Source organism: Polaromonas sp. P1_E11, assembly GCF_056405995.1.
This window is the reverse complement of the sequence record NZ_JBFUBA010000001.1, coordinates 653,318-679,042: the sequence shown is the minus strand read 5'-3', so window position 1 is coordinate 679,042 and position 25,725 is coordinate 653,318. Positions and strand designations below refer to the sequence as shown.

The 25,725-nt window shown below is 62.5% G+C and carries 22 protein-coding genes; 3 read left to right on the top strand and 19 right to left on the bottom strand.

Going from position 1 to position 25,725, the window contains the following annotated elements; translation table 11 throughout:
- Window positions 1-248 precede the first annotated feature (248 nt).
- The 10 genes from AC1D11_RS03370 to AC1D11_RS03325 form a co-directional block, all read right to left on the bottom strand.
- Window positions 249-1,499: a BaiN/RdsA family NAD(P)/FAD-dependent oxidoreductase gene (locus tag AC1D11_RS03370; protein WP_477648096.1), complete on the bottom strand. Its 1,251-nt coding sequence runs from the start codon at window positions 1,497-1,499 to the stop codon at window positions 249-251.
- A 67-nt stretch (window positions 1,500-1,566) separates the two neighbouring features.
- A complete protein-coding gene (locus AC1D11_RS03365; RefSeq protein ID WP_477648097.1) occupies window positions 1,567-2,691 on the bottom strand; it encodes a sterol desaturase family protein in 1,125 nt (374 codons plus the stop codon).
- A 77-nt stretch (window positions 2,692-2,768) separates the two neighbouring features.
- Window positions 2,769-3,761 (bottom strand): hypothetical protein, encoded by a 993-nt coding sequence (locus AC1D11_RS03360; protein WP_477648098.1) that lies wholly within the window; start codon window positions 3,759-3,761, stop codon window positions 2,769-2,771.
- Window positions 3,762-3,828: 67 nt separating this feature from the next.
- A complete protein-coding gene (cobA, locus tag AC1D11_RS03355) occupies window positions 3,829-4,596 on the bottom strand; it encodes a uroporphyrinogen-III C-methyltransferase (protein ID WP_477648099.1) in 768 nt (255 codons plus the stop codon).
- Window positions 4,593-5,510, bottom strand: a complete 918-nt coding sequence (ybiB, locus tag AC1D11_RS03350; protein ID WP_477648100.1) for a DNA-binding protein YbiB — start codon at window positions 5,508-5,510, stop codon at window positions 4,593-4,595. Before ybiB ends, cobA begins: the two co-directional genes overlap by 4 nt.
- 43 nt (window positions 5,511-5,553) lie before the next feature.
- Window positions 5,554-8,442 carry a nitrate reductase gene (locus tag AC1D11_RS03345; RefSeq protein WP_477648101.1) on the bottom strand — a complete coding sequence of 963 codons (2,889 nt, stop codon included), beginning with the start codon at window positions 8,440-8,442 and terminating at the stop codon, window positions 5,554-5,556.
- Window positions 8,435-8,557 (bottom strand): hypothetical protein, encoded by a 123-nt coding sequence (locus AC1D11_RS03340; protein ID WP_477648102.1) that lies wholly within the window; start codon window positions 8,555-8,557, stop codon window positions 8,435-8,437. Before AC1D11_RS03340 ends, AC1D11_RS03345 begins: the two co-directional genes overlap by 8 nt.
- A gap of 41 nt (window positions 8,558-8,598) precedes the next feature.
- The gene (gene nirD / locus AC1D11_RS03335; RefSeq protein WP_477648103.1) at window positions 8,599-9,021 is read right to left on the bottom strand and encodes a nitrite reductase small subunit NirD; all 423 of its coding nucleotides are present in this window, start codon (window positions 9,019-9,021) and stop codon (window positions 8,599-8,601) included.
- 37 nt (window positions 9,022-9,058) lie between these two features.
- A complete protein-coding gene (gene nirB / locus AC1D11_RS03330; protein WP_477648104.1) occupies window positions 9,059-11,494 on the bottom strand; it encodes a nitrite reductase large subunit NirB in 2,436 nt (811 codons plus the stop codon).
- A gap of 52 nt (window positions 11,495-11,546) precedes the next feature.
- On the bottom strand, window positions 11,547-11,696 hold the full coding sequence (locus tag AC1D11_RS03325; RefSeq protein WP_477648105.1) for a hypothetical protein: 150 nt from the start codon (window positions 11,694-11,696) through the stop codon (window positions 11,547-11,549).
- Window positions 11,697-11,944: 248 nt separating this feature from the next.
- Here AC1D11_RS03325 and AC1D11_RS03320 point away from each other — a divergent pair, with 248 nt between their 5' ends.
- Complete coding sequence (locus tag AC1D11_RS03320) at window positions 11,945-13,225, top strand: type IV pili methyl-accepting chemotaxis transducer N-terminal domain-containing protein (protein WP_477648106.1); 1,281 nt, start codon at window positions 11,945-11,947, stop codon at window positions 13,223-13,225.
- A 69-nt stretch (window positions 13,226-13,294) separates the two neighbouring features.
- Window positions 13,295-15,043, top strand: coding sequence for a bifunctional protein-serine/threonine kinase/phosphatase (locus tag AC1D11_RS03315; RefSeq protein ID WP_477648107.1), 1,749 nt, complete (start codon window positions 13,295-13,297; stop codon window positions 15,041-15,043).
- A gap of 168 nt (window positions 15,044-15,211) precedes the next feature.
- On the opposite strand, the gene AC1D11_RS03310 is transcribed toward AC1D11_RS03315, so the two are convergent.
- From AC1D11_RS03310 to AC1D11_RS03275, 8 genes are all read right to left on the bottom strand, one after another.
- On the bottom strand, window positions 15,212-16,426 hold the full coding sequence (locus AC1D11_RS03310) for an MFS transporter (RefSeq protein ID WP_477648108.1): 1,215 nt from the start codon (window positions 16,424-16,426) through the stop codon (window positions 15,212-15,214).
- Window positions 16,427-16,612: 186 nt separating this feature from the next.
- Window positions 16,613-17,071 (bottom strand): chemotaxis protein CheX, encoded by a 459-nt coding sequence (locus AC1D11_RS03305; protein WP_431097274.1) that lies wholly within the window; start codon window positions 17,069-17,071, stop codon window positions 16,613-16,615.
- A 10-nt stretch (window positions 17,072-17,081) separates the two neighbouring features.
- Window positions 17,082-17,453, bottom strand: coding sequence for a response regulator transcription factor (locus AC1D11_RS03300; RefSeq protein ID WP_457279080.1), 372 nt, complete (start codon window positions 17,451-17,453; stop codon window positions 17,082-17,084).
- A gap of 56 nt (window positions 17,454-17,509) precedes the next feature.
- A complete protein-coding gene (locus AC1D11_RS03295) occupies window positions 17,510-19,651 on the bottom strand; it encodes an ATP-binding protein (RefSeq protein WP_477648109.1) in 2,142 nt (713 codons plus the stop codon).
- Between the two features lie 61 nt (window positions 19,652-19,712).
- The gene (locus AC1D11_RS03290; protein WP_477648110.1) at window positions 19,713-20,522 is read right to left on the bottom strand and encodes an ABC transporter ATP-binding protein; all 810 of its coding nucleotides are present in this window, start codon (window positions 20,520-20,522) and stop codon (window positions 19,713-19,715) included.
- A 19-nt stretch (window positions 20,523-20,541) separates the two neighbouring features.
- On the bottom strand, window positions 20,542-21,507 hold the full coding sequence (gene ntrB / locus AC1D11_RS03285) for a nitrate ABC transporter permease (RefSeq protein WP_477648111.1): 966 nt from the start codon (window positions 21,505-21,507) through the stop codon (window positions 20,542-20,544).
- Window positions 21,508-21,555: 48 nt separating this feature from the next.
- Window positions 21,556-22,800: a CmpA/NrtA family ABC transporter substrate-binding protein gene (locus AC1D11_RS03280; protein ID WP_477648112.1), complete on the bottom strand. Its 1,245-nt coding sequence runs from the start codon at window positions 22,798-22,800 to the stop codon at window positions 21,556-21,558.
- Window positions 22,801-23,156: 356 nt separating this feature from the next.
- Window positions 23,157-23,789 carry an ANTAR domain-containing response regulator gene (locus tag AC1D11_RS03275; RefSeq protein ID WP_477648113.1) on the bottom strand — a complete coding sequence of 211 codons (633 nt, stop codon included), beginning with the start codon at window positions 23,787-23,789 and terminating at the stop codon, window positions 23,157-23,159.
- Window positions 23,790-24,108: 319 nt separating this feature from the next.
- Here AC1D11_RS03275 and tsaD point away from each other — a divergent pair, with 319 nt between their 5' ends.
- Window positions 24,109-25,146, top strand: coding sequence for a tRNA (adenosine(37)-N6)-threonylcarbamoyltransferase complex transferase subunit TsaD (tsaD, locus tag AC1D11_RS03270; RefSeq protein ID WP_477648114.1), 1,038 nt, complete (start codon window positions 24,109-24,111; stop codon window positions 25,144-25,146).
- A gap of 113 nt (window positions 25,147-25,259) precedes the next feature.
- On the opposite strand, the gene AC1D11_RS03265 is transcribed toward tsaD, so the two are convergent.
- The gene (locus AC1D11_RS03265) at window positions 25,260-25,661 is read right to left on the bottom strand and encodes an Hsp20/alpha crystallin family protein (protein WP_477648115.1); all 402 of its coding nucleotides are present in this window, start codon (window positions 25,659-25,661) and stop codon (window positions 25,260-25,262) included.
- Window positions 25,662-25,725 lie beyond the last annotated feature (64 nt).

Sequence of the window (25,725 nt, the reverse complement as noted above, 5' to 3'; positions counted from 1 at the left end):
TGCGCCTTAATTGATCTGATCAGGATCAGGCCAGGCGCGGGTTTGCTAGCAAAGCCTGAGATTATAGCATTGGACGAGGCCCCCACGGTCGTTCACTGCGTGTAACTCCCTGCCCCCCGAGGGGGCCGCCCGCCTGCGGCCCGGCGGAGCCGGTTCCGCGGCTCACGCTTGAAGGGGGAGTTCCTGTGCCGTTCGAAGGGCAGAGGTGTATTTTCGGCCGTTTTCGCCGGGAATTGAGAGGGTCTGACTCAGGTCGTTGCCCGGGCGGCCAAAGCTTGTGCGCAAGCGTGCGCCGAAGCCCATGCCCACTGGAAGTTGTAACCGCCGAGCCAGCCGGTGACGTCGACGATTTCGCCGATGAAATAGAGGCCTGGCTGCTTCGATTCCAGGGTCTGGGAGGATAAATCGCGGGTGTCTACGCCGCCAACTGTGACTTCGGCCTTTTTGTAGCCTTCGGAGCCGTTGGGGGTGAGCTCCCAGTCGGCCAGGCGTTGCGCAAGGGCCAGCAGGGCCTTGTCGGTGGCTTCGCTGATGGGGCGCTGCAGGGCCGGGTCCTGGCTGACCCAGGCGTCGGCCAGGCGGCTGGGCACGAGGGTGGCGAGTTCGTTGGCGATCAGTTTTTTGGAGGTGGCCTTGGCGCGCAGCAGCAGGGCCGGCAAATCCACGCCAGGCGCCAGGTTGATGCGGATGGGCTGGCCTTCGCGCCAGAAGCTGGAGATCTGCAGCACCGCCGGGCCGCTCAGCCCGCGGTGGGTGAAGAGCAGGTCTTCCGAAAAAACCACGGCCTTTTTGCGTTGCTTGGGTGTGGCATCCGCCGGGCTGGTTTCAATCAGCACCGGCAGCGCCAGGCCGGCCAGCTGGGCATAGGGCGCCCAGCCTTCACCATCGAAGGTCAGCGGCACCAGTGCGGCGCGCGGCTCCACCAGGCGCAGGCCGAACTGTTTGGCGATGCGGTAGCCGAAATCGGTGGCCCCTATCTTCGGAATGGAAAGCCCGCCGGTGGCGATGACCACCTGGGGCGTTTCAATCGCCCCCCGATCGCTCTCAATTTGATAGCTGCTCGCGCCTGTTCCGTCTGGGCTGGAGCCGTATTTGATGCTTTTTACGGCGCAGGGTTGCCAGCGCGTCACATGCCCGGCGTCGCACTCGGCCAGCAGCATGTTGATGATGTCTTCGGCCGAGCGGTCGCAAAACAGCTGGCCCTTGTGCTTTTCGTGAAAAGGGATGTTGTGGCGCTGCAGCAACTCGATGAAATCCTGCGGGGTGTAGCGCGACAGGGCGGAACGGCAGAAGTGCGGGTTCTCGCTCAGGAAGTTGGCCGGCGTGGCGTCACGGTTGGTGAAATTGCAGCGGCCACCGCCCGAAATCCGGATCTTCTCGGCGACCTTTTCGCTGTGGTCGACCAGCAGCACTTTCAGGCCGCGCTGGCCGGCCTGGGCAGCGCAGAACAGGCCGGCTGCACCCGCGCCGATCACGACCACATCGAATTGATGTGTCAAATCAGCCTCTGGGCCAATGTGAACGGGCGCAAGCAGCTATAAAAACCATAGCAAATCATCGGGCGCTTCAACCCTTCCAGGTAAAGGGAAACTTCAGCTGCTTGAGGAAGCCGTTCGGCACGTAGTCACCCAGCACGCCGTAGCGCTCAGGCCAGAGCCTGGTGCTTTTGACGGCGGTGCCGAAGAGGTAGTCGATGAAGGCGTAATGCGCCGAGTAATTGCGGTCCAGTGCTTCCTGGTCCTGGCTATGGTGCCAGTGGTGGAAGTTGGGTGTGACGATGACGTAGCGTAGCGGGCCGAGGCGCACGCTCACGTTGGCATGGTTAAAGACCGCCTGGAAACCGACGATCACGATGTAGGCGTCGATCACTTCCTTGGAAAAGCCCAGCACGTAAATGGGCGCGAGGATGAGCGTGCGGGTGATCAAGAGTTCCAGGATGTGCTGGCGCGACCCGGCGAGCCAGTCCATGCTTTTGGCGCTGTGGTGCACCGCGTGCAGGCGCCACAGCACCGGCACCTCGTGGTAGGCGCGATGCGTCCAGTACTGCACCAGGTCGGCCACCAGCACGATCAGCAACACGCCACCCCAGAAGGGCAGGCCCTGCACCCAGCCGCGTAGGCCGTCGTTGGCGGCCCAGCCGAAGAACTTGTGCACCAGCAAGTTGGTTGCCAGCAGCACAAAGCCCACGATCATGTGGTTGACGATGAAGTGGTGAAAGTCGGTTTGCCATTCGGCGCGAAACACCGGCTGCTCCTTGCGCAGCGCAAACAGCTTTTCAATGAAGATGAAGATCAGCGAGGAGCCCAGCAGGTCGAGGATGAACCAGTCCAGGCCGATGTAAGGCGTGTTGTCGGCGAAGTCGTTCACCGGCACCTTGTGCCCGCCCAGCAGCGCGGTGGCCACCACCAGCAAAAAGGCGGCACCGGCCAGCCAGCGCGAGCGGTTGAAGATGATGTTGACCAGCGAGATGCCGCCGGCAATCACCAGTGAGGTGAACATCACGATGCGGATCACGTCGACGTTGTAGCTTTTGCGCAGTTCCGGCGTGGTCAGGTATTCGGGAAAGTGAAAGGCCAGCACGCCCAGAAAGCACAGCACACCCAGGCTGAGGGCGATCACCCCGCTCATGAGGCCCTTGCCGCGGCGCAGTTCGCCGTGGCTTTCGGTCAGTTCGTTGAGTTTTTCAAGCACCGCGCATCCCTCTGTTGTTGTGTACTTCGGGAGTGTAGCTGCGCGTCCCGCCCGCAGAGCCTCGCGGGCCCCGAGGCTTACTGCTTCACGATGACCGGATGGATCGTGAACACGTTGGGGTTCTTCGGCTCCACGGTGACGCGCACCCAGTGAATCAGCGGGCTGCCGAAGGTCTGCAGGCGGGTGAGGTTGGCCAGCAGCTTGGCCGGGCTATACAGCGGCTTGTCGACCTTGAAGAAGTGCGTGTCGCCGTGCACCAGCAACACCTGGCCGGAGAACTGCTCTGTTTCGGCGATGACGCTGCTGATGAAGGTGCGGTAGCCGCTGACACCCGGCGCCTGGCTTTCGTCATTGCCCTCGGTTTCCGGCAAGTCAAAGCCCGGGTCGGCCTGGATCACCAGCACCAGGCCGCGCGCCTTGCCGGCCTTGGCCTGGGCGAAAGCCTCCTGCAGCCAGCGCACATTGGCCGCGTCGCGCTCGAGGTATTCGGCGTTGGAGGCTTCGCACTGGGCAGCGGTGCGCGCGCTTTTCTGCGTGCAGTCTTTTTCGTCCAGGATTTTGTTGTTGTTGCTGCCCGGTACGTTGAGTGTGGCAAACACGATGCCGCGGTGCGCAAAACGCGTGTTCTCGACGAATTTTTCGCCCAGCGGGGCCTGGTGAACCAGCGGCAGGGTGCGCTTGCCCAGGCTGCGCGCGGTCGGGAACATGGTTTTGCGCAGGTAGGCCAGGCGCTCCAGGCCGTCGTAACCGCCGTTGTTCAGGCGGTGGCAGTCCGTCCACTCGTTGTCGCCAGGCACGTAGACCACGGGTTTTTTCAACTCGCCGAACATGGTGAGCGCTGCCGCATAGATGTCGTCGGTGCATTTGGAACTGCCGTCCTTGATGTCGCCGTCGTAAATCGAGAAGGCGATGTCCGACTGGTTGATGCTTTTGAGCAGCGCTGGAATTTTCGGGTCGTCGTTGGCCTTTTGATAGGGCATGTCGCCCCACAGGCCGAATGAAAAACTTTGCGCTTGCGCAGAAACCACGCTGAGCGCCAGCAGGGCGCCTGCCAGAAAACGGTGAAACATGAAAGCTCCAGTCGAAAGACCGGGAGCTTAGGTACCGCGCGTGACAGCGGTGTGACGCGTGTTTTCTTCAGGCCACGCGAACTGAGGCGGGGTGCGCAGCTGCCAGCGCCACACCGCTGATCACGTCACCCACGACGATGACGGAGGGGCTGGCCATGCCGCCTTCGCGGATGGCACTGGCCAGTGCGCCCAGCGTGGTGGTGATGTGGCGCTGCGTGGGCAGCGAGGCACTCTGGATCACGGCCACCGGCGTGGCGGCGGGCAGGCCCGACAGCAGCTCGTCCTGAATGCGTTCGGAGCCGCTGACGCCCATGTAGATCACCAGCGTGAGACGGGCGCTGTGCGCCGTGGCGGCCAGTGCTTTCCAGTCGGTGCCCGTGTCGCCCGGCTTGGCATGGCCCGTGACAAACACCACGCCGTGCGCATGCTCGCGGTGCGTGAGCGGCACGCCCAGCGAGGTGACAGCGGCCAGGCCTGAGGTAATGCCGTTGATGACGTCGACCATGATGCCGGCGGCGCGCAGGTGCTCGACTTCTTCACCGCCGCGGCCGAAGATGAATGGGTCGCCGCCCTTGAGCCGCACCACGTCTTCGCCTTCACGGGCGGCCATCAGCATGAGCTTTTCAATAAAGGCCTGCGGCGTGGACTTGCAGCCGCCGCGCTTGCCTACGTACACAATGCGCGCCTCGGGCCGCGCAAACGCCACGATCTCGTCGCTGACCAGGTCGTCCACCAGCAGAACGGTCGCGCGCTGGATGGCCTTCAAGGCCTTGAGGGTCAGCAGTTCCGGATCGCCCGGGCCTGCACCTACCAATGTGACTTTTCCGTTGTTCATGGTCGTGAGGTGATTTGAGGAAGCAAACGCAAGATATGTTCCACCTGCTGCGCAATCGAAGGCGGCACAGGTACGTCGCCTGCGAGCACGGCGCGAATGTAGTCCGCCGTGGCGGCTGCGTCCACTGTTTTGGGAAAGTCGGGGATGGAGGCCAGCGTGCCGGCCTGGGTCTCTTGCAGAAGTGAGCGCTGCCCGCCGATAAAGGCGTCCATCTGCGGCATGCGGCGCGCGTCGGCCACCACTTCGCCTTCGGTGCCGCGCAGCAGCAGCGCATTGGCGCCCGTCAGCTCGAAGGTCTGCGCCATCGACACGGCGTATTCCGGGTGCGTGTAGCTGCTCACGACCAGGCTCTTGCCCAGGCAGGGTGTCATGATCTTGACCAGGCTGTGCGCCGGGTTGCGCAGGCCTACGGCGCGGCGCACGTCCAGGAGGCGCTTTAACGCAGGCAGCAGCAGCTCGGTCGGGGCAAATGCCACTTCGCCGTTTGCTATCTTATTAATAGCGCCTCGCGCTCGTATGTCAAGGGCCAGGAGCACTTCTGATGCAAAAACCCGGCTCGATTCGGTGGGTGTGCCGTGTATCAGCACCGGAACGCCTTCACGCGCCAGCAGCAGCGCCAGCAGCGGCGTGAGCACCGGCAGCTTGCGGGCGCCGTTGTAGCTGGGCAGCACCACCGTGGGGCTGTCGCCGGCGGGCAGGTGATTGAGACGCTGGTGCAGCGCATCGAGGAAACCCGCCATCTCTTCGGGAGTTTCACCCTTGATACGCATGGCCAGGCAAAAGCCGCCGATTTCCAGATCAGTCACGGTGCCGTCGAGCACCTGGCCCATCAGGTCGGTGGCCTGCTCGCGCGACAAGGCACGAGCGCCGTCCTTGCCGCGACCGATTTCCTTGATGTATTGGCTAATGCCCATAAGCGTGATTGTCCGCTAACGCAGATAACTTTTCGTTATGAACTTAAGCCAGCTGCCGGATCGGGATGACGGTACGAGGCGTTGAGGCCCCAGCGTCGTTGCGCGATGACCGCACCCGGCGCTTGAGTTCCGGGACGCACGAACCGCAGTTGGTGCCGCATTTGAGCGTGCCCTGCAGCGAAGCCAGCCGTTCTTCGTCGGTGCCCAGGTGACCTGCGCCGCCGCCGCCGGCCGCCAGCAAAGACAGGTGCTCGTCGATGGCCATGTCGCTGACGTTAAAGCAGGTGCACACCGGCTTTCCGCGCGATTGCACCGCCACTGGCGGCTTGGCGCCGGGCAGCAGCAACAGGCGTCCATACGATTGCGCGGCCAGCTCGTCCTGCAGCAGGGTTTTGACCCAGGCTTGGGCGCTGGTGTCGCCCGCCAGCACAAAGCCTGCGAGGTGGGCGTCGCCTTCGCTGCGCACCAGGCGCATGGTGCGTCGCTGGCCTTTTTTGCGATCGACATAGCGCAGCACGTCGGCGCTGTCCAGGCCGAGGATGCGTTCCAGTGCGGCCAGCATCTCGTCGGGTGGCGTCTCGTGGCTGGCGGCGCGGAACAGCACACCCGTGCGTTCGCGGCTGCGGTCAGCCAGCGGTGTGTTGTTGGAAAACGGCACACAACTAGTGAAAGGAAATTGCGCCATCAAAGGCTTGAGCTGCTCGCGTGCTTTCAGTGCATCGCCTTCCGGCAGCCAGGCCATGGCCAGCAGCGTCCACGGCATTTCGGCCCTGAGAATTTTGACCGCGGCATGCTTGAGCTCAGGCTGCTTTGAGCTGGGGCAATAAGCCGAGGTGGTGAGCGCATTGACACCTGCCAGCGGCGTGCCGCCGGTCGACTGGCCGCTCAAATACTCTTCGCCCCAATGCATGGCGATAAAAGCCTGGCTCACCGCCACCTCGGGAGAGGCCTGCAGCGGCACCACGATGGAGCCGCGCTTGGAGGTGACATACACCAGGTCGCCATCTTTCAGCAGGCGCCGCGCCATATCCTGTGCATTCATTTGCACGCAGGGCTCGGCCACGTGGCCGAACAGGCGTCCCAGCGTGCCGGTGCGGCTCATGCCGTGCCACTGGTCGCGCAGCCGGCCGGTGGTGAGCGAAAACGGGTAACGTGATTCGCGCGGTTCGGCCACCGGCTTGTAGACGGTGTTGACAAAGCGGGCCTTGCCGTCGGGCGTGGGAAACACGCCGTCTTCATAGAGCCTGACCTTGCCCGATGCATCGCCAGTCTTGAAGGGCCACTGCTGCGGCCCGGCGTCGAGCAGTGCGTAGCTCAGGCCGGTGATGTCGAGGTCGCGGCCGCGGGTGGATTCGCGGTGCTCGTTCCAGATGGTTTCTGCGCCCGATGCTTCGTCGGCCAGCGTATAGGGGAAGAGGGTGACACCGGCCGCCGCACGGCTGGGCAGCAACTTCTCAAGCCGTTGCGCAAAGTCCACCGCAATCGACCAGTCATGGCGCGTCTGGCCCGGCGCAGCCACGGCCGGCCGCACGCGGCTGATGCGGCGTTCGCTGTTGGTCACCGTGCCGATTTTTTCGCCCCAGGTCGTGGCCGGCAGCAGCAGGTCGGCGTAGTCGCAGCTCGACGTGGTGGAAAAGGCCTCCTGCACGATCACCAGTTCGGCGCGCTCCATGGCGCGGCGCACCGTGGCCTGGTCCGGCATCGACTGAGCCGGGTTGGTACAGGCAATCCACAGCGCCTTGATTTCGCCGTCCGCCGCGGCCTGGAACATTTCAACAGCTGTCTTGCCCGGTGTCTCTGGCACAGAGGGGATGCCCCACAGCGCAGCAACTTCGGCGCGGTGATCGGGGTTGGCCAGGTCACGGTGTGCGCTCAGCAGGTTGGCCAGGCCGCCCACTTCGCGCCCGCCCATGGCATTGGGCTGCCCCGTCAATGAAAAAGGGCCGGCGCCTGCTTTGCCGATCTGGCCGGTGGCCAGGTGGAGGTTGATGAGTGCGGCATTCTTGGCGGTGCCGCTGCTGGACTGGTTCAGGCCCTGGCAGTACAGGCTCAGCGTGGTGGCCGAGGTGGCGAAGAGTTTGGCCGCGGCCAGCAGGTCTTCTTTTTTGATGCCGCAGGTCTCGGCCACCAGGTCGGGCGTGTAGTCGCGCACCGTAGCCTTGAGCGCGTCAAAGCCCGTGGTGTGCGCCGCAATGTAGGCCGCGTCAACCCAGCCTTCCCACAGCATGATGTGCAGCATGCCGTTAAAGAGCGACACATCGGTGCCCGGCTGTATGCCGAGGTAGAGGTCCGCGATCTCGGCCGTGTCGGTGCGGCGCGGATCGCAAAAAATGATCTTCATCGACGGATTGGCCGCCTTGGCGTCTTCAATGCGGCGAAACAGGATGGGGTGCGCGTAGGCCGTGTTGCTGCCGACAATGAAAATGCACTGCGCGTGGTTCACGTCGTCGTAGCAGGCAGGCGGCGCGTCCGCGCCCAGCGTCTGCTTGTAGCCCGCCACCGCGCTGCTCATGCACAGGCGCGAGTTGGTGTCGACGTTGTTGGTGCCGATCAGGCCCTTGGCCAGCTTGTTGAAGACGTAATAGTCTTCCGTCAGCAATTGGCCTGAAATGTAAAAACCGACCGCATCGGGCCCATGCTCGCGGATGATCTGCGCAAAGCTTTCGCTGGCAAAACCAAGCGCGTTGTCCCAGGACACCGGCTTGGGCACCTCATGGCGGTGCTCGCGCCGCATCGGCTGCAAGAGACGTGTCTGCCGCGTGACCGACGCTGTTGCGGTGAGTGCCAGCGTCGAGCCCTTGGTGCACAGCCGCCCGAAATTGGCCGGGTGATCCGGGTCACCGCGTACCCCAGTGATTTCGTCGCCCTGCGACTCAATGATGACACCGCAGCCGACACCGCAATAAGGGCAGGTTGACCGCGTTTCAGCCATGGTGAACGAAGCTGCGGCTGCGGTATTTACAGTTCATCGCAAAGCGATCAACAGCGCAAGCTGTTAGATCGCAGCCGACACCGCAATACGGGCAAGTTGATCGGGTATCAGTCATGAATGTTCAGGGAGCCTTCGCGTTTATTCCGGTGATGCGGCTTATGCCGTGTGAGGCGCCTGCACGCTGAAGCTCTCATCACCCAATGCGCCACTGGTTGCACCCGGGCCGGCGCGAGGCGGCTGCAAATCCAGCGCCAGCGTGTCCAGCTCGACAGCGTTCAGGAAGACCTGGCCCGTTTCCACCTTGCAGGTGAATTTGGGCGTACAGCCTTCGTCGGGCTGCTTGGCGCAGCCGTCCGCCAGGCCGATGGTCCAGTTGTGCAGGGGGCAGGCCACGCTGGTGCCAAACACGATGCCCTGCGACAGCGGGCCGCCCTTGTGCGGGCAGCGGTCAAGCAAGGCAAACACCTGGTCCTGGTCAGTGCGGAACACGGCCACGTCAATACCTTTTGCGCGTGACACACGGCGCGAGCCGAGCACCGGGATGTCGGTGACCAGGCAGATTTTTTTCCATTCAGACATAGTGATCTCTCAATTCGGGCTTAAGACGGGCAGCCGGTCAGGCGGGCGTGAGTTTTTCAAACTGGCGGGCGTCCACGGACGCTTCTTTCAGGTCGAACCAGGGGTCCGGTTCGCCGTCCAGCGCAAACTGCAGCTGCTCCCACAGCGCCTTGCGGCCTTCATGGTCTTCCAGGATTTTTTTCTTCACATAGTCCAGGCCGACACGGTTCACGTAATGCACTGTGCGCTCGAGGTACCAGCCTTCCTGGCGGTAGAGCTCGCAGAAGGCGCCGGTGTATTCGAGCACCTCGGCCGCCGTCTTGAGCTTGGTGAAGAAGTGGGCCACTTCCGTCTTGATGCCGCCGTTGCCGGCGATGTACATCTCCCAGCCAGAGTCAACGCCGATGATGCCGACGTCCTTGATGCCGGACTCGGCGCAGTTGCGCGGGCAACCGCTCACGGCAAACTTGACCTTGTGCGGTGCATACATGCGCCACATGGCACGCTCCAGGTCTTTGCCCATCTGCGTGCTGTCCTGCGTGCCCATGCGGCACCATTCGCTGCCTACGCAGGTTTTCACCGTGCGCAGGGCCTTGGCGTAGGCGTGACCGGACGGCATGCCGATGTCTTTCCAGACGTTCTGCAGGTCTTCCTTTTTCACGCCCAGCAAGTCGATACGCTGCCCACCGGTGACCTTCACGGTCGGGATCTTGTATTTGTCGACCGCGTCGGCAATGCGGCGCAACTCGCTGGCCGTGGTTTCGCCGCCCCACATGCGCGGGATGACGCTGTAGGTGCCGTCTTTCTGGATGTTGGCGTGGCTGCGTTCGTTGATGAAGCGGCTTTGCGGGTCGTCCTTGGCCTGTTTGGGCCAGGTGCTGATCAGGTAGTAGTTGACGGCCGGGCGGCAGGTGGCGCAGCCGTTGGGCGTCTTCCAGTCCAGGAACTTGAAGGTGTCAGAAATGCTGAGCAGCTTGTTGGCGCGTATGGCGTCGCGCACCGCCTGGTGACCGTGGTCGGTGCAGGCGCACATGGCCTTGAGCTTGGGCGTGGCCGAGTAGTCGCCACCGGCGGTGAACATCAGGATCTGCTCGACCAGCCCGGTGCAGGAGCCGCAGGACGCGCTGGCCTTGGTGTGCTTGCGCACTTCATCGAGCGTGAACAGGCCCTTTTCCTTGATGGCCTTGCAGATGGTGCCCTTGTTGACACCATTGCAGCCGCAGACTTCCGCATCGTCGGCCATCAGCGCCGCCTTGTTCTGGCCTTCGTGGCCGGCGTCGCCGAGGTTGGACTCGCCGAAGATCAGCTTGTCGCGGATGTCGCTGACATTGCGGCCGTCACGCAACAGCTTGAAGTAGTAGCTGCCGTCCACGGTGTCGCCGTAAAGGCAGGCGCCGATGAGTTTGTCGTCCTTGATGACGAGTTTTTTGTAGACGCCGCCGAAGGGGTCGCTCATCACGATTTCTTCAGCGCCGTTGCCGCCCATGAATTCGCCGGCGCTGAACAGGTCAATGCCGGTGACTTTCAGTTTGGTGGACGTGAGCGAGCCGGAATAACGGCCTATGCCGAATTGCGCCAGGTGGTTGGCCGCTACCTTGGCCTGTTCGAACAGCGGTGCCACCAGGCCATAGGCGATGCCGCGGTGGGCTGCACATTCGCCGACCGAATAGATGCGCGCATCGGTGACGGTCTGCATGGTGTCATTGACCACGATACCCTTGTTGCAATGCAGGCGCATGGATTCCGCGAGCTGCGTGTTCGGCCGGATGCCGACCGCCATGACCACGAGGTCAGTGGCCACTTCCGTGCCATCCTTGAATTTGATCGCGGTCACGCGGCCGTCTTCACCGCCCACCAGTTCCTGCGTCTGCGCGCCGATCATGAACTTGAGGCCGCGGTCTTCCAGAGATTTCTGCAGCAGCTTGCCTGCCACGTCGTCAAGCTGGCGCTCCATCAGCCAGGGCATGACGTGCACCACGGTGACTTCCATGCCGCGCAGCATCAGGCCGTTGGCCGCTTCCAGGCCCAGCAGGCCGCCGCCGATGACCACCGCTTTTTTGTACTTCTGGGCTGTGGCGATCATCTCGTTGGTGTCGGCGATGTCGCGGTAGGCAATCACGCCCTTGAGGTCTTTGCCGGGCACCGGCAGGATGAAGGGGTTGGAGCCGGTGCACATCAGCAGGCGGTCGTATTCCTCTTCGGTGCCGTCTTCGGCGCGGACCACGCGCTTGATGCGGTCCACTTCAACCACTTTTTTGCCGGCATGCAGCGTGATGTGGTTGTCCTTGTACCAGTCCCAGCTGTTCAGCACGATTTCGTCGAGCGTCTGCTCCCCGGCCAGCACGGGGCTGAGCAGGATGCGGTTGTAGTTGGGATGGGGCTCGGCGCCGAAGACTGTGATGTCGTAGAGGTCGGGGGCGACCTTGAGCAGCTCCTCAAGGGTGCGAACGCCGGCCATGCCATTGCCGACCATCACCAGTTTTGATTTTTTCATGGGGCTACTCCAGATTGATTCGATGTCATGTTCAAGGTCCAATGTGCAAGCGTCATGCCACGGCGAACGCGGCAGCAGATGAGCAACGGGCGGGATGGGCGCGGTGAATGGCCTCGGCGCCAGGATGAGGCGCAGCAACGCAGCGGTAGTTCGCGAACACCAGCGGATCTGTCTGATTTGTCAAAAATTGAGTGGAAATCATGATGCTCTCTCCCGGAAACAGGGATCCGGGCTGTCAACCCGGTATGAGGCACACCATTACGCACGTCGTTGTGCGCAGAACCCGCAGTGCATTCGCTAAGGTTGGGCGCGTCGTTACGCCCGCTGCAAATGACGCAAGACTTGTGCCATATCATTGGGATCCGCAGCTTTCCCGGCACCGACGTGGCGGTGGCATGGCCTGCGACTTGCGAACCATGTCGCTGTTCCCCGCTTAACCCCTTGATTTGTATGACCTCCGCATTGGTAAATCTGAATGGCCCCGGTGGCGCACATTCCCTGGTTTCAGACCTGGAAGCAGCTGGCATCCAGGTGCTGGGGCCTGTCGGTGAGCGCAGCAAACTGGTGCAGGAAGTGCTTCGGCAGGCCCCCGATGTGGTGATTTGCCATGACCCGCTTCCGGGTGATGAGCTTTTCAAGGCCTTGCAACTGGTGGCTGACACGGCGCCGTGTCCCGTCATTATTTTCACCAGCGACACAGACGCGGGAAAGATCACACGGGCCATCGAGGTAGGTGTTCATGCCTATGTGGTCAACGGTTACGGTGCGCAGCGCCTGCGGCCCCTCATTCACCTCGCCAAGGCGCGTTTTACCCGCGAGCAGGCCCTGCATGCCCAGGTGCAGGAGGCCGCCAGCCGGCTTGAAGAGCGCAAGGCGGTGGACCGGGCCAAAGGTATTTTGATGCGGGCCAGGCAGATGTCGGACGACGACGCTTTCCACATTTTGCGGACCGCCTCCATGCATACCAACCAGCGGCTGGGGCAGGTGTCGGAGCACATCATCCATTCGGCGCGCTTCGCCGAGGATGTCAACCGTTCCGGCCAGTTGCGCATGCTGTCGCAGCGGCTGGTCAAGCTTGCCCTTTTGCAGCTGGCGGGTGTGCAGGCCACCCGGGCCAAAGAGCTGCTGAAGGAGTCGGTGCTGCGCATCGACGCCAACCTGGTCTCACTGGGGAAAAGCCTTTCGCAGCCCACATTTGGAGACCTGCTGGCGCAGGTGTCCATTACCTGGGGGCGGCTCAAGATTGCCCTTCAGGACACGCCCACCGCTGGCAGCATGGCTCACCTGGATGAACTGGCAGACCTGCTTTTGCAGGATGCCGAGCGCATGACCGGCAGCCTGGAGAGCGCCGGCGCAATGCCGCCACTGCAGATGCTGAACCTCGCGGGCCGGCAGCGCATGCTGAGCCAGCGTTTTGCCAAATATGCCCTGCTCAGGGCCACGGGCGGCAAGGCAACGCTGGCCCGCAGCGAGACCGGCATGGCCGAATCCCAGGCGGCATTCGAGCGGGCCTTGCAGTACCTGAACGACATTCCGCTGACCAGCAAGGACATCCGCCAGTCGCTGGACCGGGCGGCCATCAGCTGGCAGCACATGCGCGAGGGCGCGCTTGCCATGGACAAAGATCCCAGGCGCCTCGAGAGCCTGGCAACAGCCAGCGAAGACCTCCTCGACGTCTTTGAGCAGCTGTCGGCCCAGTACGAACACAGCATGCAAATGCTGGTGGGCTAGGGCCTGCACGCCGGTCGTGCATTGTTGCGATGCACCAAATTCGGGCATTAAACTTGCTTATCTTGGTGCATGGCATTTGATCTGGACATTGGCTTCGCAACACTTGCGGGCCGCAAGAACACCAACGAAGACTTTTGTGCTGCGATGCTGCCCGAGGCGGGGCAGGAGGGCATGGGCTCCATCGTGGCGATCGCTGATGGCGTGAGCACAGGCGGCATGGGCCGGGAGGCGGCACAGACCACTGTGACGAGCCTGGTCCGCGACTACTACGGCACGCCCGAAACCTGGGACACCACGGTGGCCCTGGACCGCATCATCGGGGCGCAGAACGCCTGGCTGGCGGGTATCAACCAGCGCCGCAGTCCGACCATGGGCCTGACCACCCTCACGGCGCTGGTGCTGCGCGGGCAGTCGTACACGCTGGCGCATGTCGGCGATTCGCGGGCCTATTTGCTGCGCGGCGGCAAAACCCAGCAGCTGACGCACGACCATGCAGTCAATCACCCGGACTTTCGGCACCAGTTGCTGCGTTCAGTGGGCGCAGAGGACCATGTGGTGGTGGACTACATGCAGGGTGACTTGCAGGTCGGCGACGTTTTTGTACTGCTGACGGATGGCGTGCATGGCGTGGTGCGTGATGTGCGGCTGCAGGGTTTTGCCGATCTTGAGGCGTCTGCCGACGCCCAGCTTGCAAGCCAGAACCTGGTTGAGGCGGCCCTGGCGGCTGGCAGCAACGACAACGTGACGGCCGTGGTGGTGCGGGTGCGCGGCTTGCTCGACGCAACACTGCAGGACGTCAACCGCATTGCGCAGACCCTGCCCATCCCGCCCCGCCTGAAGGTGGGCGATGTAATGGACGGCCTGAGTGTGACGGCGCCGGTGGCCGACAACGGCATCAATGTGCTGTATCAGGTGCGCGATCCCGCTACGCGCGTGCTGTATGCCCTCAAGACGCTGAACCCGGCCCGGTCGCACGACGAAGAAGAACGCGCCATGCTGGCCCACGAGGCCTGGCTGGCCCTGCGCATGCAGTCGGGCAGGGCGGCAGGGCATCTGGTGAACCTGCATGACCGCCTGCCGAACGGCCAGGAGCGCAGCGCGTTTTACCTGCTCTATGACTGGCACAGCGGCGAGACACTGCAGCAGCAACTGGACCGCCGCCACAAATTCAGCGTAGAGCAGGTGCTGGGCGTTGCCACCCAGGCCGCGCGGGCCTTGGGCCGGCTGCACCGGCAGTGCGTAATCCACCGTGACATCAAGCCCGCCAATTTGCACCAGGGTGAAGACGGCGTGCTGCGGCTGCTGGACCTCGGCGTGGCGTTGAGCGGGCGCGAGCCCGAAGCGATGCGAAAGCTGCACGCCGGTACTCCCAGTTTTATCAACCCCGAGCAATGGGGCTTCAGCGCAAGCAGCGCAGATGGGCCGGAGGAACTGCCTGATGCGCAAAGCGATTTGTTCGCGCTGGGTGTGACGCTGTACCAGTTGCTGACCGCGCGCCTGCCGTATGGCGAAGTGCTGCCCTACCAGGCCGGCCGGTATTACCGCGACCCGGTGGCACCCAGCCGCATCAACCCCGAAGTGCCGATCTGGCTGGACCATATCGTGCTTAAAGCGGTGGCGCGCGACAAGCGCCGGCGCTTTGAAACGGCTGAAGAATTGTTGCTGGCGCTGGAAAGGGGCGCCTCGCGGCCGCTGACGGCACCGCAGGCCACGCCTTTGATTCAGCGGGATCCTGTGATGCTGTGGAAGTTGTTGCTGGGTGTGAGTGTGCTGGTCAATGTGTTGTTGATTTATTGGTTGCTGTTTTTGCCGAGGTAGGGTGATTGAGTATTGAATTGGCCCCTGGGGCAATGGGGACGGGCGCAAGCAGCTATTGAATTGATAGCGGACTTTTTTTGGGGTTGTTGTTGGTTTGATGGAGGCGCTCTCGTCTGAATCCTGCTGGCCGGGCAACCCCGGCCAGCGGCCTCAGCTAAAGGCGCATCCTCAAGCAGTCCTCGCCCGTCCACCTTTCTCCGCCCAGGTCCGTGTCCACCGAATCTGCATCACCCGCAGCATCACCAGCATGCCCAGCGACAGCGCCGCAAAGAAGAAGAACCCCCACATATAAGTGCCCGCATACTGCTTGGAGATACCCATGGCGTTGGGCACCAGGCCGCCGCCCAGTGCGCCGATTTCCCCAATCATGGAGCCAGCCACCGCGGTAGCCAGGGGCCAGCGCAGCGGTACCAGCTGAAAAAGGGCGCCATTGCCAGCACCCAGCGCGGCAAAGCACAGCATGACCAGCAAGGTGGTGGCCACGAGGGATTTGCTGGCCAGGCCGCATGCCACGAGCGTGGCGGCAATCGTCAGCAGCACGACGCTCAAGGTATTCACGCCGCCCCAGCGGTCCGAGATCCAGCCGCCGAAGATGCGAAGTGCTGCGCCCATGAAAGCTGCCAGCATCGACAGCTGCCCGGCCTGCACCTTGCTGACGCCGAACTGGTCGTAGTAGTAGGAAGGCAAAAACGTCGCCAGCCCGATGAAGCCGCCAAAACTCACGGCGTAGATCAGGCTGAAAGCCCAGCCGTCTTTTTCAAACAGGCAGGCCACATGTTCGCGCAGGGTGGCATGGCTGTCTACATCATCAGGTTCTTTGGCGAAAAGGATCATCGCAATCAGCGGCAGCAGCATGGCCACGGCGGCAATGCCGTAAACCGACTGCCAGCCGAAGCGCTGCGCCAGCGCGGGCGCAACGAGCACAGAGACGGCGGTGCCCACGTTGCCCGCACCGACCAGGCCCATGGCCAGGCCCTTGTAACGGGGAGGGAAGGAGCCGGAACCCAGGCTGAGCGCCACGCCAAAACTGGCGCCGGCAATGCCCAGCAGCACGCCCATGGCCAGCAGGCTGCTGTAGGAGTCGACCACAAAATAGCCGAACAGCAGAGCCACCATGATCAGGCCCATTTCGACCAGCGTGGCATTTTTGCGGCCTATGTACTGGGCCAGCACGCCCAGCGGGAAGCGCATCAGAGCGCCGGCGAAGATGGGAACCGACAGCATCACGCCTTTTTGCGTGGGCGAAAGGTTATAGGTCTCCGAAATGAAAGGCGCCATGGCGCCGTTCATGACCCAGATGCAACAGGAAAAAGCGAAGTAAAAAAAGGCCGCACCCAGTGTGGGTGCGTGGCCAGCCTTGAGAAAATTACGGAACCCCGCCATGGTGCAAGCTCTTTCTGTGAAGATGTTCGATTCACAGAATCAGTGCGAAAAGCGTGCCACCTTGGGGCGCGCAAAACGCACCCTTGCAGCGCAATTCAGGATCGTTGGCCTGATTATTTTGGTGCGCCGCACAAATAACGTGCATGCCGCCTCAGGGCATTGCTCTCAGTTCTTGAGTACGCAGCCTCAGTTTTTTCGATCCATGTCGACGCAGACCATTGCCGCATAGTGGTTCCAGCGCAAGGTGATGACATAGGGGCGCTTGCGTACCCGGGCTTTCATGCCTTGGGCGCCCTGTAGTTTGATCGGCACTGAAATCTGCAGCTCAGACCCCAAAGCCTTGCGCGCATTGCCTGCCAGCGTATTGGCGATTTCACCCACTGCATCAAGCAGGTTGCCATCGCTCAGGTCGGTTTCATGCTGGAGCAGCAAAATCTCGCGCACCAGCTTCCCCGGCATGGACACCACCACATGTCCGTTGTGGCTTCCGGAAAAGGTGACGATGCCGTTGAATTCAAAGGCTTCGATATCGCCGGTGCCGAGATAGGCCGAGGTGATCTGCGGTTCCTGCCGGGTCGTGATCTTGAGGTAATGCCGGATGGAATCGACAAAGAGCTTGAGGTCGTTTTCGTTCAGTGTGGCCATAACAATGTCCTTAGCGCACGTCTGCAACGTCGAGCAGTGCAATCTGCAGCTCTTCGTCGGTAAAGGGTTTGGCGACGAATCCGCGGGCGCCCAGCTTGAGCGCCTGGATGGCTGTCGATTTGTCGCTGAGGGCGCTGACCACCAGTATCTTGATGGACGGGTCGAACTTCAGCAATGCGGTGATGCATTCAATGCCGTCCATCTCGGGCATGGTCAGGTCCATGGTGACGACCTCGGGCCGGGTCGCCCGGGCCAGCCGCACGGCTTCAAGGCCGTTTTTGGCCAGGCCTGCGAGCACCACGCCCTTGATGCCGCCGTTTTGCACCACTCGCGAAATCCGGGTCCGGATCATGTTGGAGTCGTCAACAATCAGCAGTCGCATGGAGAAGCTCCTGTGTGGGGTTTGTGATGGCCATTGCTGGATTGCTTCAGGAAAATTCAGGAAAAAGAAACCTTGAATTCGGTGTGCTGGCCGGGCGTGCTGGAGAGCAGCAGGCGCGCGCCGAGACTCTGAACGTTGGATTGCACCAGATCCAGGCCCACGCCGCGGCCTGCGTGGCGGGAGGTGGCGCCGGCCGTGGAAAAGCCCGGCTTGAAAATATGCGCAACGATCTGCTGCTCGCTGAAGCTTTGCAGCTGCTCTGACGTGTACCAGCCCAATTCAAGCAGACGGCGGCGAACGTCGGCCGCGTTCAGGCCCGCGCCGTCGTCGCGCACGCTGAGCTGCCACTGGCCGTCTTCGTTCCGGGTGAGGTTGACGGCAATCCGCCCGGCCTCCGCCTTGCCTGCAGCGCGCCGCACGGAGGGAGCTTCCACGCCGTGCACCACGGCGTTACGCAGCAGCTGGATGGCGATTTCGCGTAGCAGGTTCATCTTGTCGGCCGGCATGTCCTGGGCACTGCCCATACGCACCTCGGCATCCACACGTTTGCCGCAATCGGTGCCGACCTCGTTCGCCAGCTGGGTCAGCACGGCGTTCAGTCCTTGCGATGCGGAACCGTCCGGGGCGGGCGTCGTGTCACCGCCTGAGCGCTTCTGGCCCAGCGCCTTGAAGGCGCCAACCTTGGCAAGCAGGTCCTCGAGCGGCAAAGGCAGGGCCAGCAGGGCGTCGCCTGTAGCGGCGCCGTTGTCCTTGAGCTTTTGCAACTCGCTTTCGAACTGATGGGCCAGTGTGGCCAGGATTTCCAGCCCGAGCGATGCTGCGTCACCCTTGAAGGCGTGGATGCGGCGGTAGGCGCCGTCCACAGCTTTGAGCACCTGGACTTCCGAGGCGGCCGATGAAGTGCTTCGCAGCAGGTCGTTGACTTCCAGCAGGGACGCTTCGGCTCGCTCTACAAAGGCGCGCATCATGGCCGGCTCAGTCTCGAAAGCCTTGAGCATCATGGACAGCTCTTTTTGCGAGCGCTGGCGTTCGCCGGTCAACCGGGCCTGCAGCTCGACCTTTTGCGTGATGTCCTGCACGGTAACCAGCAGGTGCCGCACGGTGTTGCCGTCCTGCACCCGGTTGAAATGGAACGAAAGGTAGCGCTTGGTGTCCTGCCCCAGCCGGTTCCTGACGGTGAGTTCCACCTCCGACAGCGGGTTGATGCCCTGGATCAGCTGCTCCTTGACGTGTGGAGAGAACAGCAACTCGACATAGTCCCGCGCATCGGTCAATGCCTTGTCGGAAACCAGGGTGGACAGCTGGTAGAAAAAGTTTTGCCCTGGCGCCAGCGTTTTGCCGAACAGTGCGTGGGTCGAACGGGACAACTGGGAGCCGAGCTGGTGCTGGGGCGTCAGCAGGAACAGGCCTTCGCGCACGCTGGCGAGAATTTCCCGGTTTTCTTCGGTGGCAGCTTCAATCGCGGCGTCTGAAGTTTTGAGGCGGCGCAGGAACTTGAACAGGATGAAGGCGAAATTCAGCAGTGCCAGCACGATGCCGCCGGTTTGCACCATGCGCAGCACGCTGGCTCGCGAAGCGCCTATCTGCTGTGTTTCGGTCACGAAGTCGTTGGCCGCGCCCAGCAGCTGGATGTTGTAGGTCTGGCTGTAGGCCAGCGCGGCGGCCAATTCCTGCTGCGTGAAGTTGTCGCCCGCCAGCAGCGGCTGGAGCAGGGCGAAGTAGGGCTTCCACAGCGCATCCACCTTGTCCTCCAGCTCGCGGCCCCGGCTGGACACCACCGGCTCCAGGTAGACCGGTTTGCCGTCGCCGCCGGGAATGGTGCCGCCTTCGCGAAACGCGACGTGGGAGGCCTGGAAGATCTTTGCGCCCGAACGCAGCTCGGCCAGCGTCTCGGGCTTGTAAGGCGTGCCGGCGACCCGCATGGCGTCGAGTTCGAGCAGGGTGCGTGCAACACGCTGCGAAACATAGCGCTGGCGGCCGGAAAGGTTGATGGCCACGGTGTCCTGGTCGATCTTGAACGAGGTGTAGAAGTTCAGGACCAGCACCCCCAGGTCAAACAGCAGGAAAAGCGCGACCGCGATGATGATTTCACGGTACTTCCCTAGCGAGGCGAGGCCGCTCGAGCGCGCAGGCCGTGTGCTAGCCGGTGCGCCATGGGCGATTCTGTCGGCGCCGGGGATTGGCAAAACTGCAGACATTAAAAACCTCCCTTTGAAAATCCCGGAGCGGCTCGCTTGCCGCTTTTCCGGGTTGGCCTTTTCAGGCCGCTTTTTCGACGTGGCCCTGGCGGGTGTAAAGGAAATCGATGACGGCCTTGCGGTAGCCCAGGTAACGGATGTCTTCGGCCAGCGCCACGCGGGAACGCGGGCGGGGCAGCTCCACCGGCAGCACCTCGCCGATCGTGGCGGCGGGACCGTTGGTCATCATCACAATGCGGTCGCTCAGAAGAACCGCTTCGTCGACATCATGGGTCACCATGACGACCGTGCTTTGCGTGGTGGCAACGATTTGCAGCAGTTCGTCCTGCAGCTTGGCGCGGGTCAGGGCGTCAAGGGCGCCGAAAGGCTCGTCCAGCAGCAACACCTTGGGTTCCATCGACAGCGCGCGTGCAATGCCGACGCGCTGCTTCATGCCGCCCGAAATCTCGCCGGGACGTTTTTGCGCCGCCGGCGTCAGCCCGACCATGGCCAGTGCGGCGTCGGTGCGGGCCTTGAGTTGGGCCTTGTTTTCAGTGGCTGCAAAAACCCGCTCGACGGCAAGGTAAACGTTCTCGAAGCAGGTGAGCCACGGCAACAGCGAATGGTTCTGGAATACGACGGCTCGTTCGGGGCCGGGACCGGCGATTTCGCGGTTGGCGCACAGCAAGCTGCCTTCGGTGGGCGTGGTCAGGCCGGCAATCAGGTTGAGCAGCGTGGATTTGCCGCAGCCTGAATGGCCGATCAGTGTGACGAACTCGCCCTTGGCTACCGTGAGGTTGATGTTCTGCAGTGCGCAGAACGGCCCCTTTTTGGTCTTGAAAGTTTGCTCGACGCCCTGGATCTCGATGTATTTGGTGGTGAAGGATGTCATGGCTTGGTTCCTCTCTAGATCAGTTCTTGACTTCTTCAAACGTGAAGGCCGTGGCCAGCTTGATCAGTGCGAACTCCAGCACCAGCCCGACGATGCCAATTACAAAGATCGCGATGATGATGTTCTTGACGTTGAGGTTGTTCCACTCGTCCCAGACCCAGAAGCCGATGCCGACGCCGCCGGTCAGCATCTCGGCCGCGACGATGACGAGCCAGGCGGTGCCCACGGCAAGGCGCACGCCGGTCAGCATGTAAGGCAGTACGGCGGGAAAGAGGATCTTGGTGACGATCTTCCACTCGCTGAGGTTGAGCACACGCGCCACGTTCATGTAGTCCTGGGGCACGCGCTGCACGCCGACTGCCGTGTTGATGATCATCGGCCAGATGGAGCAGATGAAGATGGTCCAGATGGCTGCGGGGTTGGCGCCCTTGAAGACCAGCAGACCAATCGGCAACCAGGCCAGCGGCGAGACCGGGCGCAGCAGGCTGATCAGCGGGTTGAACATGCGGCTCAGAAAGTTGAAGCGCCCGATCATGAAGCCGACCGGGATGCCGACGACAGCCGCCATGCCGAAGCCCATGGCCACGCGCTTTAGCGAAGACAGCACGTTCCAGCCCACGCCCTGGTCGTTAGGCCCCTTGCTGTAGAACGGATCACTGAAGATCTGCACCGCCTGCACAAAGGTGTCTTTGGGCGAGGGAATGCTGCCGGCCGTGCCCATGAAAACCAGTTCCCAGATCAGCACCAGCAAACCCAGGCCCAGCAGGGGGGGCAGGACGCTGAGCCAGAGCCAGGAGGCATCGCCGGATGGCTTGGTGATTGGGGTGGGTTTTGTTGGGGCGTTCATGCTGTTTTGGGCTGTAGCGCCCGTTGGATGAGCGCCACCAGCTATCGAATTGATAGCGGAGGCATCTCTGGGCCTTTCGCTGCTGCGGCTTGCCGGGGCGGCCGCCTCCAGCGGGGTGTGAAATACGGCACTGACCATGGCGTCACCTCTTTACGTGGGAAGGTTGAATGACTCGAGCGTGGCTGTTCAGGCGTGAATCTTGAAGCTGTCGGCGTATTTCTTCGGATCCTTGCCGTCCCACACGGTGCCGTCCATCAGCTTGCTGCTGCGCATGATCTCCTTCGGAACGCTGGCCTTGGCCGCCGTGGCTGCCTGCTTGTAGACGTCGATGTGGTTGATCTGCTTGGCAATGCCCAGGTAGTCGGGGTGATCCTTGATCAGGCCCCAGCGCTTGTGCTGTGTGAGGAACCACATGCCGTCGGAGAGGTAAGGGAAGCTCACCGCGCCGTCGTTGTAGAACTTCATGTAATTGGGGTCGTCCCAGGTCTTGCCCATGCCGTTTTGGTAGCGGCCCAGGATGCGCTGATTGATGGCGTCCACGCTGGTGTTGACGTAGCTCTTGTCGGCCACGGTTTCGGCCATCTTGTTCTTGTTGGAGAGGCTGGCGTCAATCCATTTGCCGGCCTCGATGATGGCGGCGGTGACGGCGCGCGCCGTGTTGGGATATTTCTTGACGAAGTCGGCGGTGGTGCCCAGCACTTTCTCGGGGTGGTCTTTCCAGACGTCCTGGGTGGTCACAGCGGTCACACCGATGCCGTCGATGATGGCGCGGTGGCCCCAGGGCTCACCCACGCAGAAGCCGTCCATGTTGCCCACGCGCATGTTGGCCACCATCTGCGGCGGCGGCACGGTGATGACTTTGGCGTCTTTCATCGGGTTGATGCCGTTGGCGGCCAGCCAGTAGTACAGCCACATGGCGTGCGTGCCGGTGGGGAAGGTCTGGGCGAAGGTGTATTCGCGCTTGTCGCTGGCCATGAGTTTGGCCAGGCCGGCGCCGTCTACGGCGCCCTTGTCTGCCAGTTTTTTGGACAGCGTAATAGCCTGGCCGTTGTTGTTGAGTGTCATCAGCACAGCCATGTCTTTCTTGGGGCCGGCTGTGCCCATGTGGACGCCGTAGACCAGGCCGTAGAGCACATGGGCGAAGTCCAGCTCACCGTTGACCAGCTTGTCGCGCACGCCGGCCCAACTGGCTTCCTTGGTCGGGATGATCTTGACGCCGTATTTCTGGTCAATGCCCAGCACCGAGGCCATGACCACGGAGGCACAGTCGGTCAGTGGAATGAAGCCGATCTTGACTTCCTTCTTCTCTGGTGCGTCCGAGCCTTGGGCATAGACGGCAGCGCGCAGGGCGGGGTTGATGCCCACGGCGCCTACGGCCGCGGCCTGCAGCACGGTACGGCGTGTCAGCGAAGATTTCAGCAGTTCAGTCATGTCAGCGGCTCCTGATGGTTAAAACGAAAGACAAAAACAAAAAAGGCGCTCGACCCGGGCAACACGTTGAACGTGATGCAGGGTGCGAACGCCTTTGTTCCTTGGGGGCACCACACACTTCGCCATTGAAGTGCTGTGCCGGTTGGCCATCTTTGACCAGTGCCTAGGGCATTGCAAAAGCTGTGCCAGCGATGCTGAGTGCTGTGAAAGAGAGTCGCTTTAAGAAGGGAAAGTGCCCCGGGTGCACTGCCTGCACCAGTGGCTGCGGGGAAAGGCGGTGCGAGGCGGTGGTTTGATGCTTGCACCGTATTTGTGCGGTGCACCAATTGAGGGTTACCTGATGTCAGGCGCGGGATTCATCCCAGCAAATCCAGGGCGTCGAGCATGCGCTGGGCGACTTCGCCCAGCCGCAGGCCCTTGTCCATCGCTGCCTTGCGCAGCTTTTCGAAGGCAGCCTGTTCGGTCAGGCCCTGGCGCTGCATCAGCATGCCCTTGGCCCGGTCTATGACTTTTCGGTCATGAAGCTCTGTTTTGGCGTGTGCCAGTTCCTTGCGCAGGCCCTGCTCGTGTTCAAAGCGCGCCATGGCCACATCCAGGATGGGGCGGATTCGATCCGGGGAAAGGCCGGCCACCACATAGGCCGACACGCCGGCGGCAACGGCATCCTTGACGTGGCTGGTGTCGTTGTCGTTGGTGAACAGCACGATGGGCCGGCGGGCGTCCCGCGTCGCCATCACCACATGCTCCAGCGAATCGCGGGCCTCGCTTTCGGCGTCCACGATGATCATGTCGGGTTGCAGCTGCGCCAGGCGCTCGTCCAGGAAGGTATCGGCCGGGAGCACCGCGACGATGTTGTAACCGTTTTCCAGCAGGCCGATACGCAGCTGGCGCGAGCGCTCGGCCAATTCCCGTGCATGGGCGTCATCGGACACGGACTCCAGCAGGTCCGGGGCGATGATGACAAGGCGCAGGGATTGGGACGGTGTCATGCGCCAAGCGGTGCAAGAACCGTGCCCCCACAGTCGTTCACTGCGTGTAACTCCTGAGGCCTTGCAGGCCGCGGCTCGCGGGACGCTTCGCCTCTGTCGCCCGTCCAAGCCTGCGCAGGCAGGCTTGGAGCCGCGGGCTCCAGCCCCTCCGGGGCCGCCCGCCTGTGGCCCGGCAAAGCCGGTTCCACGGCTCATGCTGGGTTAAAGAGTACCAGCGCGCAGCCGCGGGACTGGCTTCGCCAGACCACAGGCGCCGCCCCCTGGAGGGGGGAGCAGGCTATACGCAGTGAGCCTGGACGGGGGGGTCTACACTTGGACGATGCTAGTTCTAGGAATCGAATCGAGTTGCGATGAAACCGGTGTGGCGCTGGTGGATGCCAGCGGCTGTGGCGTGCCGCACCTGCTGTCGCACGCCTTGTTCAGCCAGATCGACATGCACCAGGCTTATGGTGGTGTGGTGCCTGAGCTGGCGAGCCGGGACCATATCCGGCGTGTCTTGCCTTTGACGCATCAGGTGATGGCCGAGGCGGGCAATAGCCTGGCGCAAGTGGATGTGGTGGCGTATACGCGCGGCCCTGGGCTTGCGGGTGCGTTGCTGGTGGGGGCGGGTGTTGCTTGCTCGCTGGCGGCGGCGCTGGGCAAGCCGGCGATGGGTGTGCATCACCTGGAAGGGCATTTGCTGTCGCCCTTTCTGAGCGCCGACCCGCCCGAGTTTCCTTTTGTGGCGCTGCTGGTGTCTGGCGGCCATACCCAGCTGATGCGCGTGGACCGGGTCGGCAGTTACGAATTGCTCGGTGAAACAATTGACGATGCGGCGGGTGAGGCTTTTGACAAGTCGGCCAAGCTGATGGGCTTGCCTTATCCAGGCGGCCCGCACCTGTCGAAGCTGGCCGAAGGCGGTGATGGCGCTGCTTTCAAGTTGCCGCGGCCTTTGCTGCACAGCGGTGACCTGGATTTTTCATTCGCCGGACTGAAAACCGCGGTGCTGACGCAGGCCAAAAAACTGGGTGCTGAGCTGGACAGTCGCAAGGCCGACCTCGCGGCATCCACGCAGGCGGCAATCGTGGAGGTACTGGTGAAAAAATCACTGGCCGCCATGGCGCAAACCGGGCTCAAGCGGTTGGTCGTGGCAGGCGGTGTAGGCGCCAATGCGCTATTGCGCAGCCAGCTCAACGCTGTGTGCAAGCAGCGTAGCATCCGTGTGCACTACCCGGAACTGCATTTGTGCACCGACAACGGCGCGATGATTGCCCTGGCCGCGGGCATGCGCTTGCAAGCCGGGCTTGAAACACTCCAACGCGGCTACACCTTTGACGTGAAGCCGCGTTGGAGTTTGGGCGAACTGACTATTGCGTGAACCCTGAAATCGGGAAGTGCCCTGGGTGCTCTCCCCTCCAGCAGGGGCCGCAGGCGCAGCGGCCCCCTCGGGGGGAGGGGAGCTACACGCAGTGAACGACCGTGGGGGCTACATCACTGGATGTCGAGATGCGTCACGTTGCTGACAGGGACCTTCTTGCCCAGCGTCAGCGTCAGCACGCCATTCTCAAGTTTGGCCGTGCTGGACGCGGTATCGATCTCCAGGGGGAAGCGCCATGCGGCCTTGATTTTGCGGGGTGCGTCTTCCTTGCTGGAGACACGAACCACGTCGCCTTCAATGCCGATATCCAGTTGTTCGCGGGCCAGGCCGGGAACGTCGAATTGCAGGGTATAGGCCTTCTCGAGGTCTTCCACGTTGGCAGCCTTGGCGGCGCCGGTGTCAGACAGCGACGAGAAGGTGTCGTTGAGGAATTTTTCCAGGGCGCCGTTGCTCACGACGGGTGCGTAGTGGCGATGAAAGGCGCGGGCAGGGCGATGGGCGAGAGAGTAAAACATGGCTATTCCTTGATGGATGAACAAGGGGTGTTTTCCCCTTACACTGCGCGGCGCTCACCGTGAT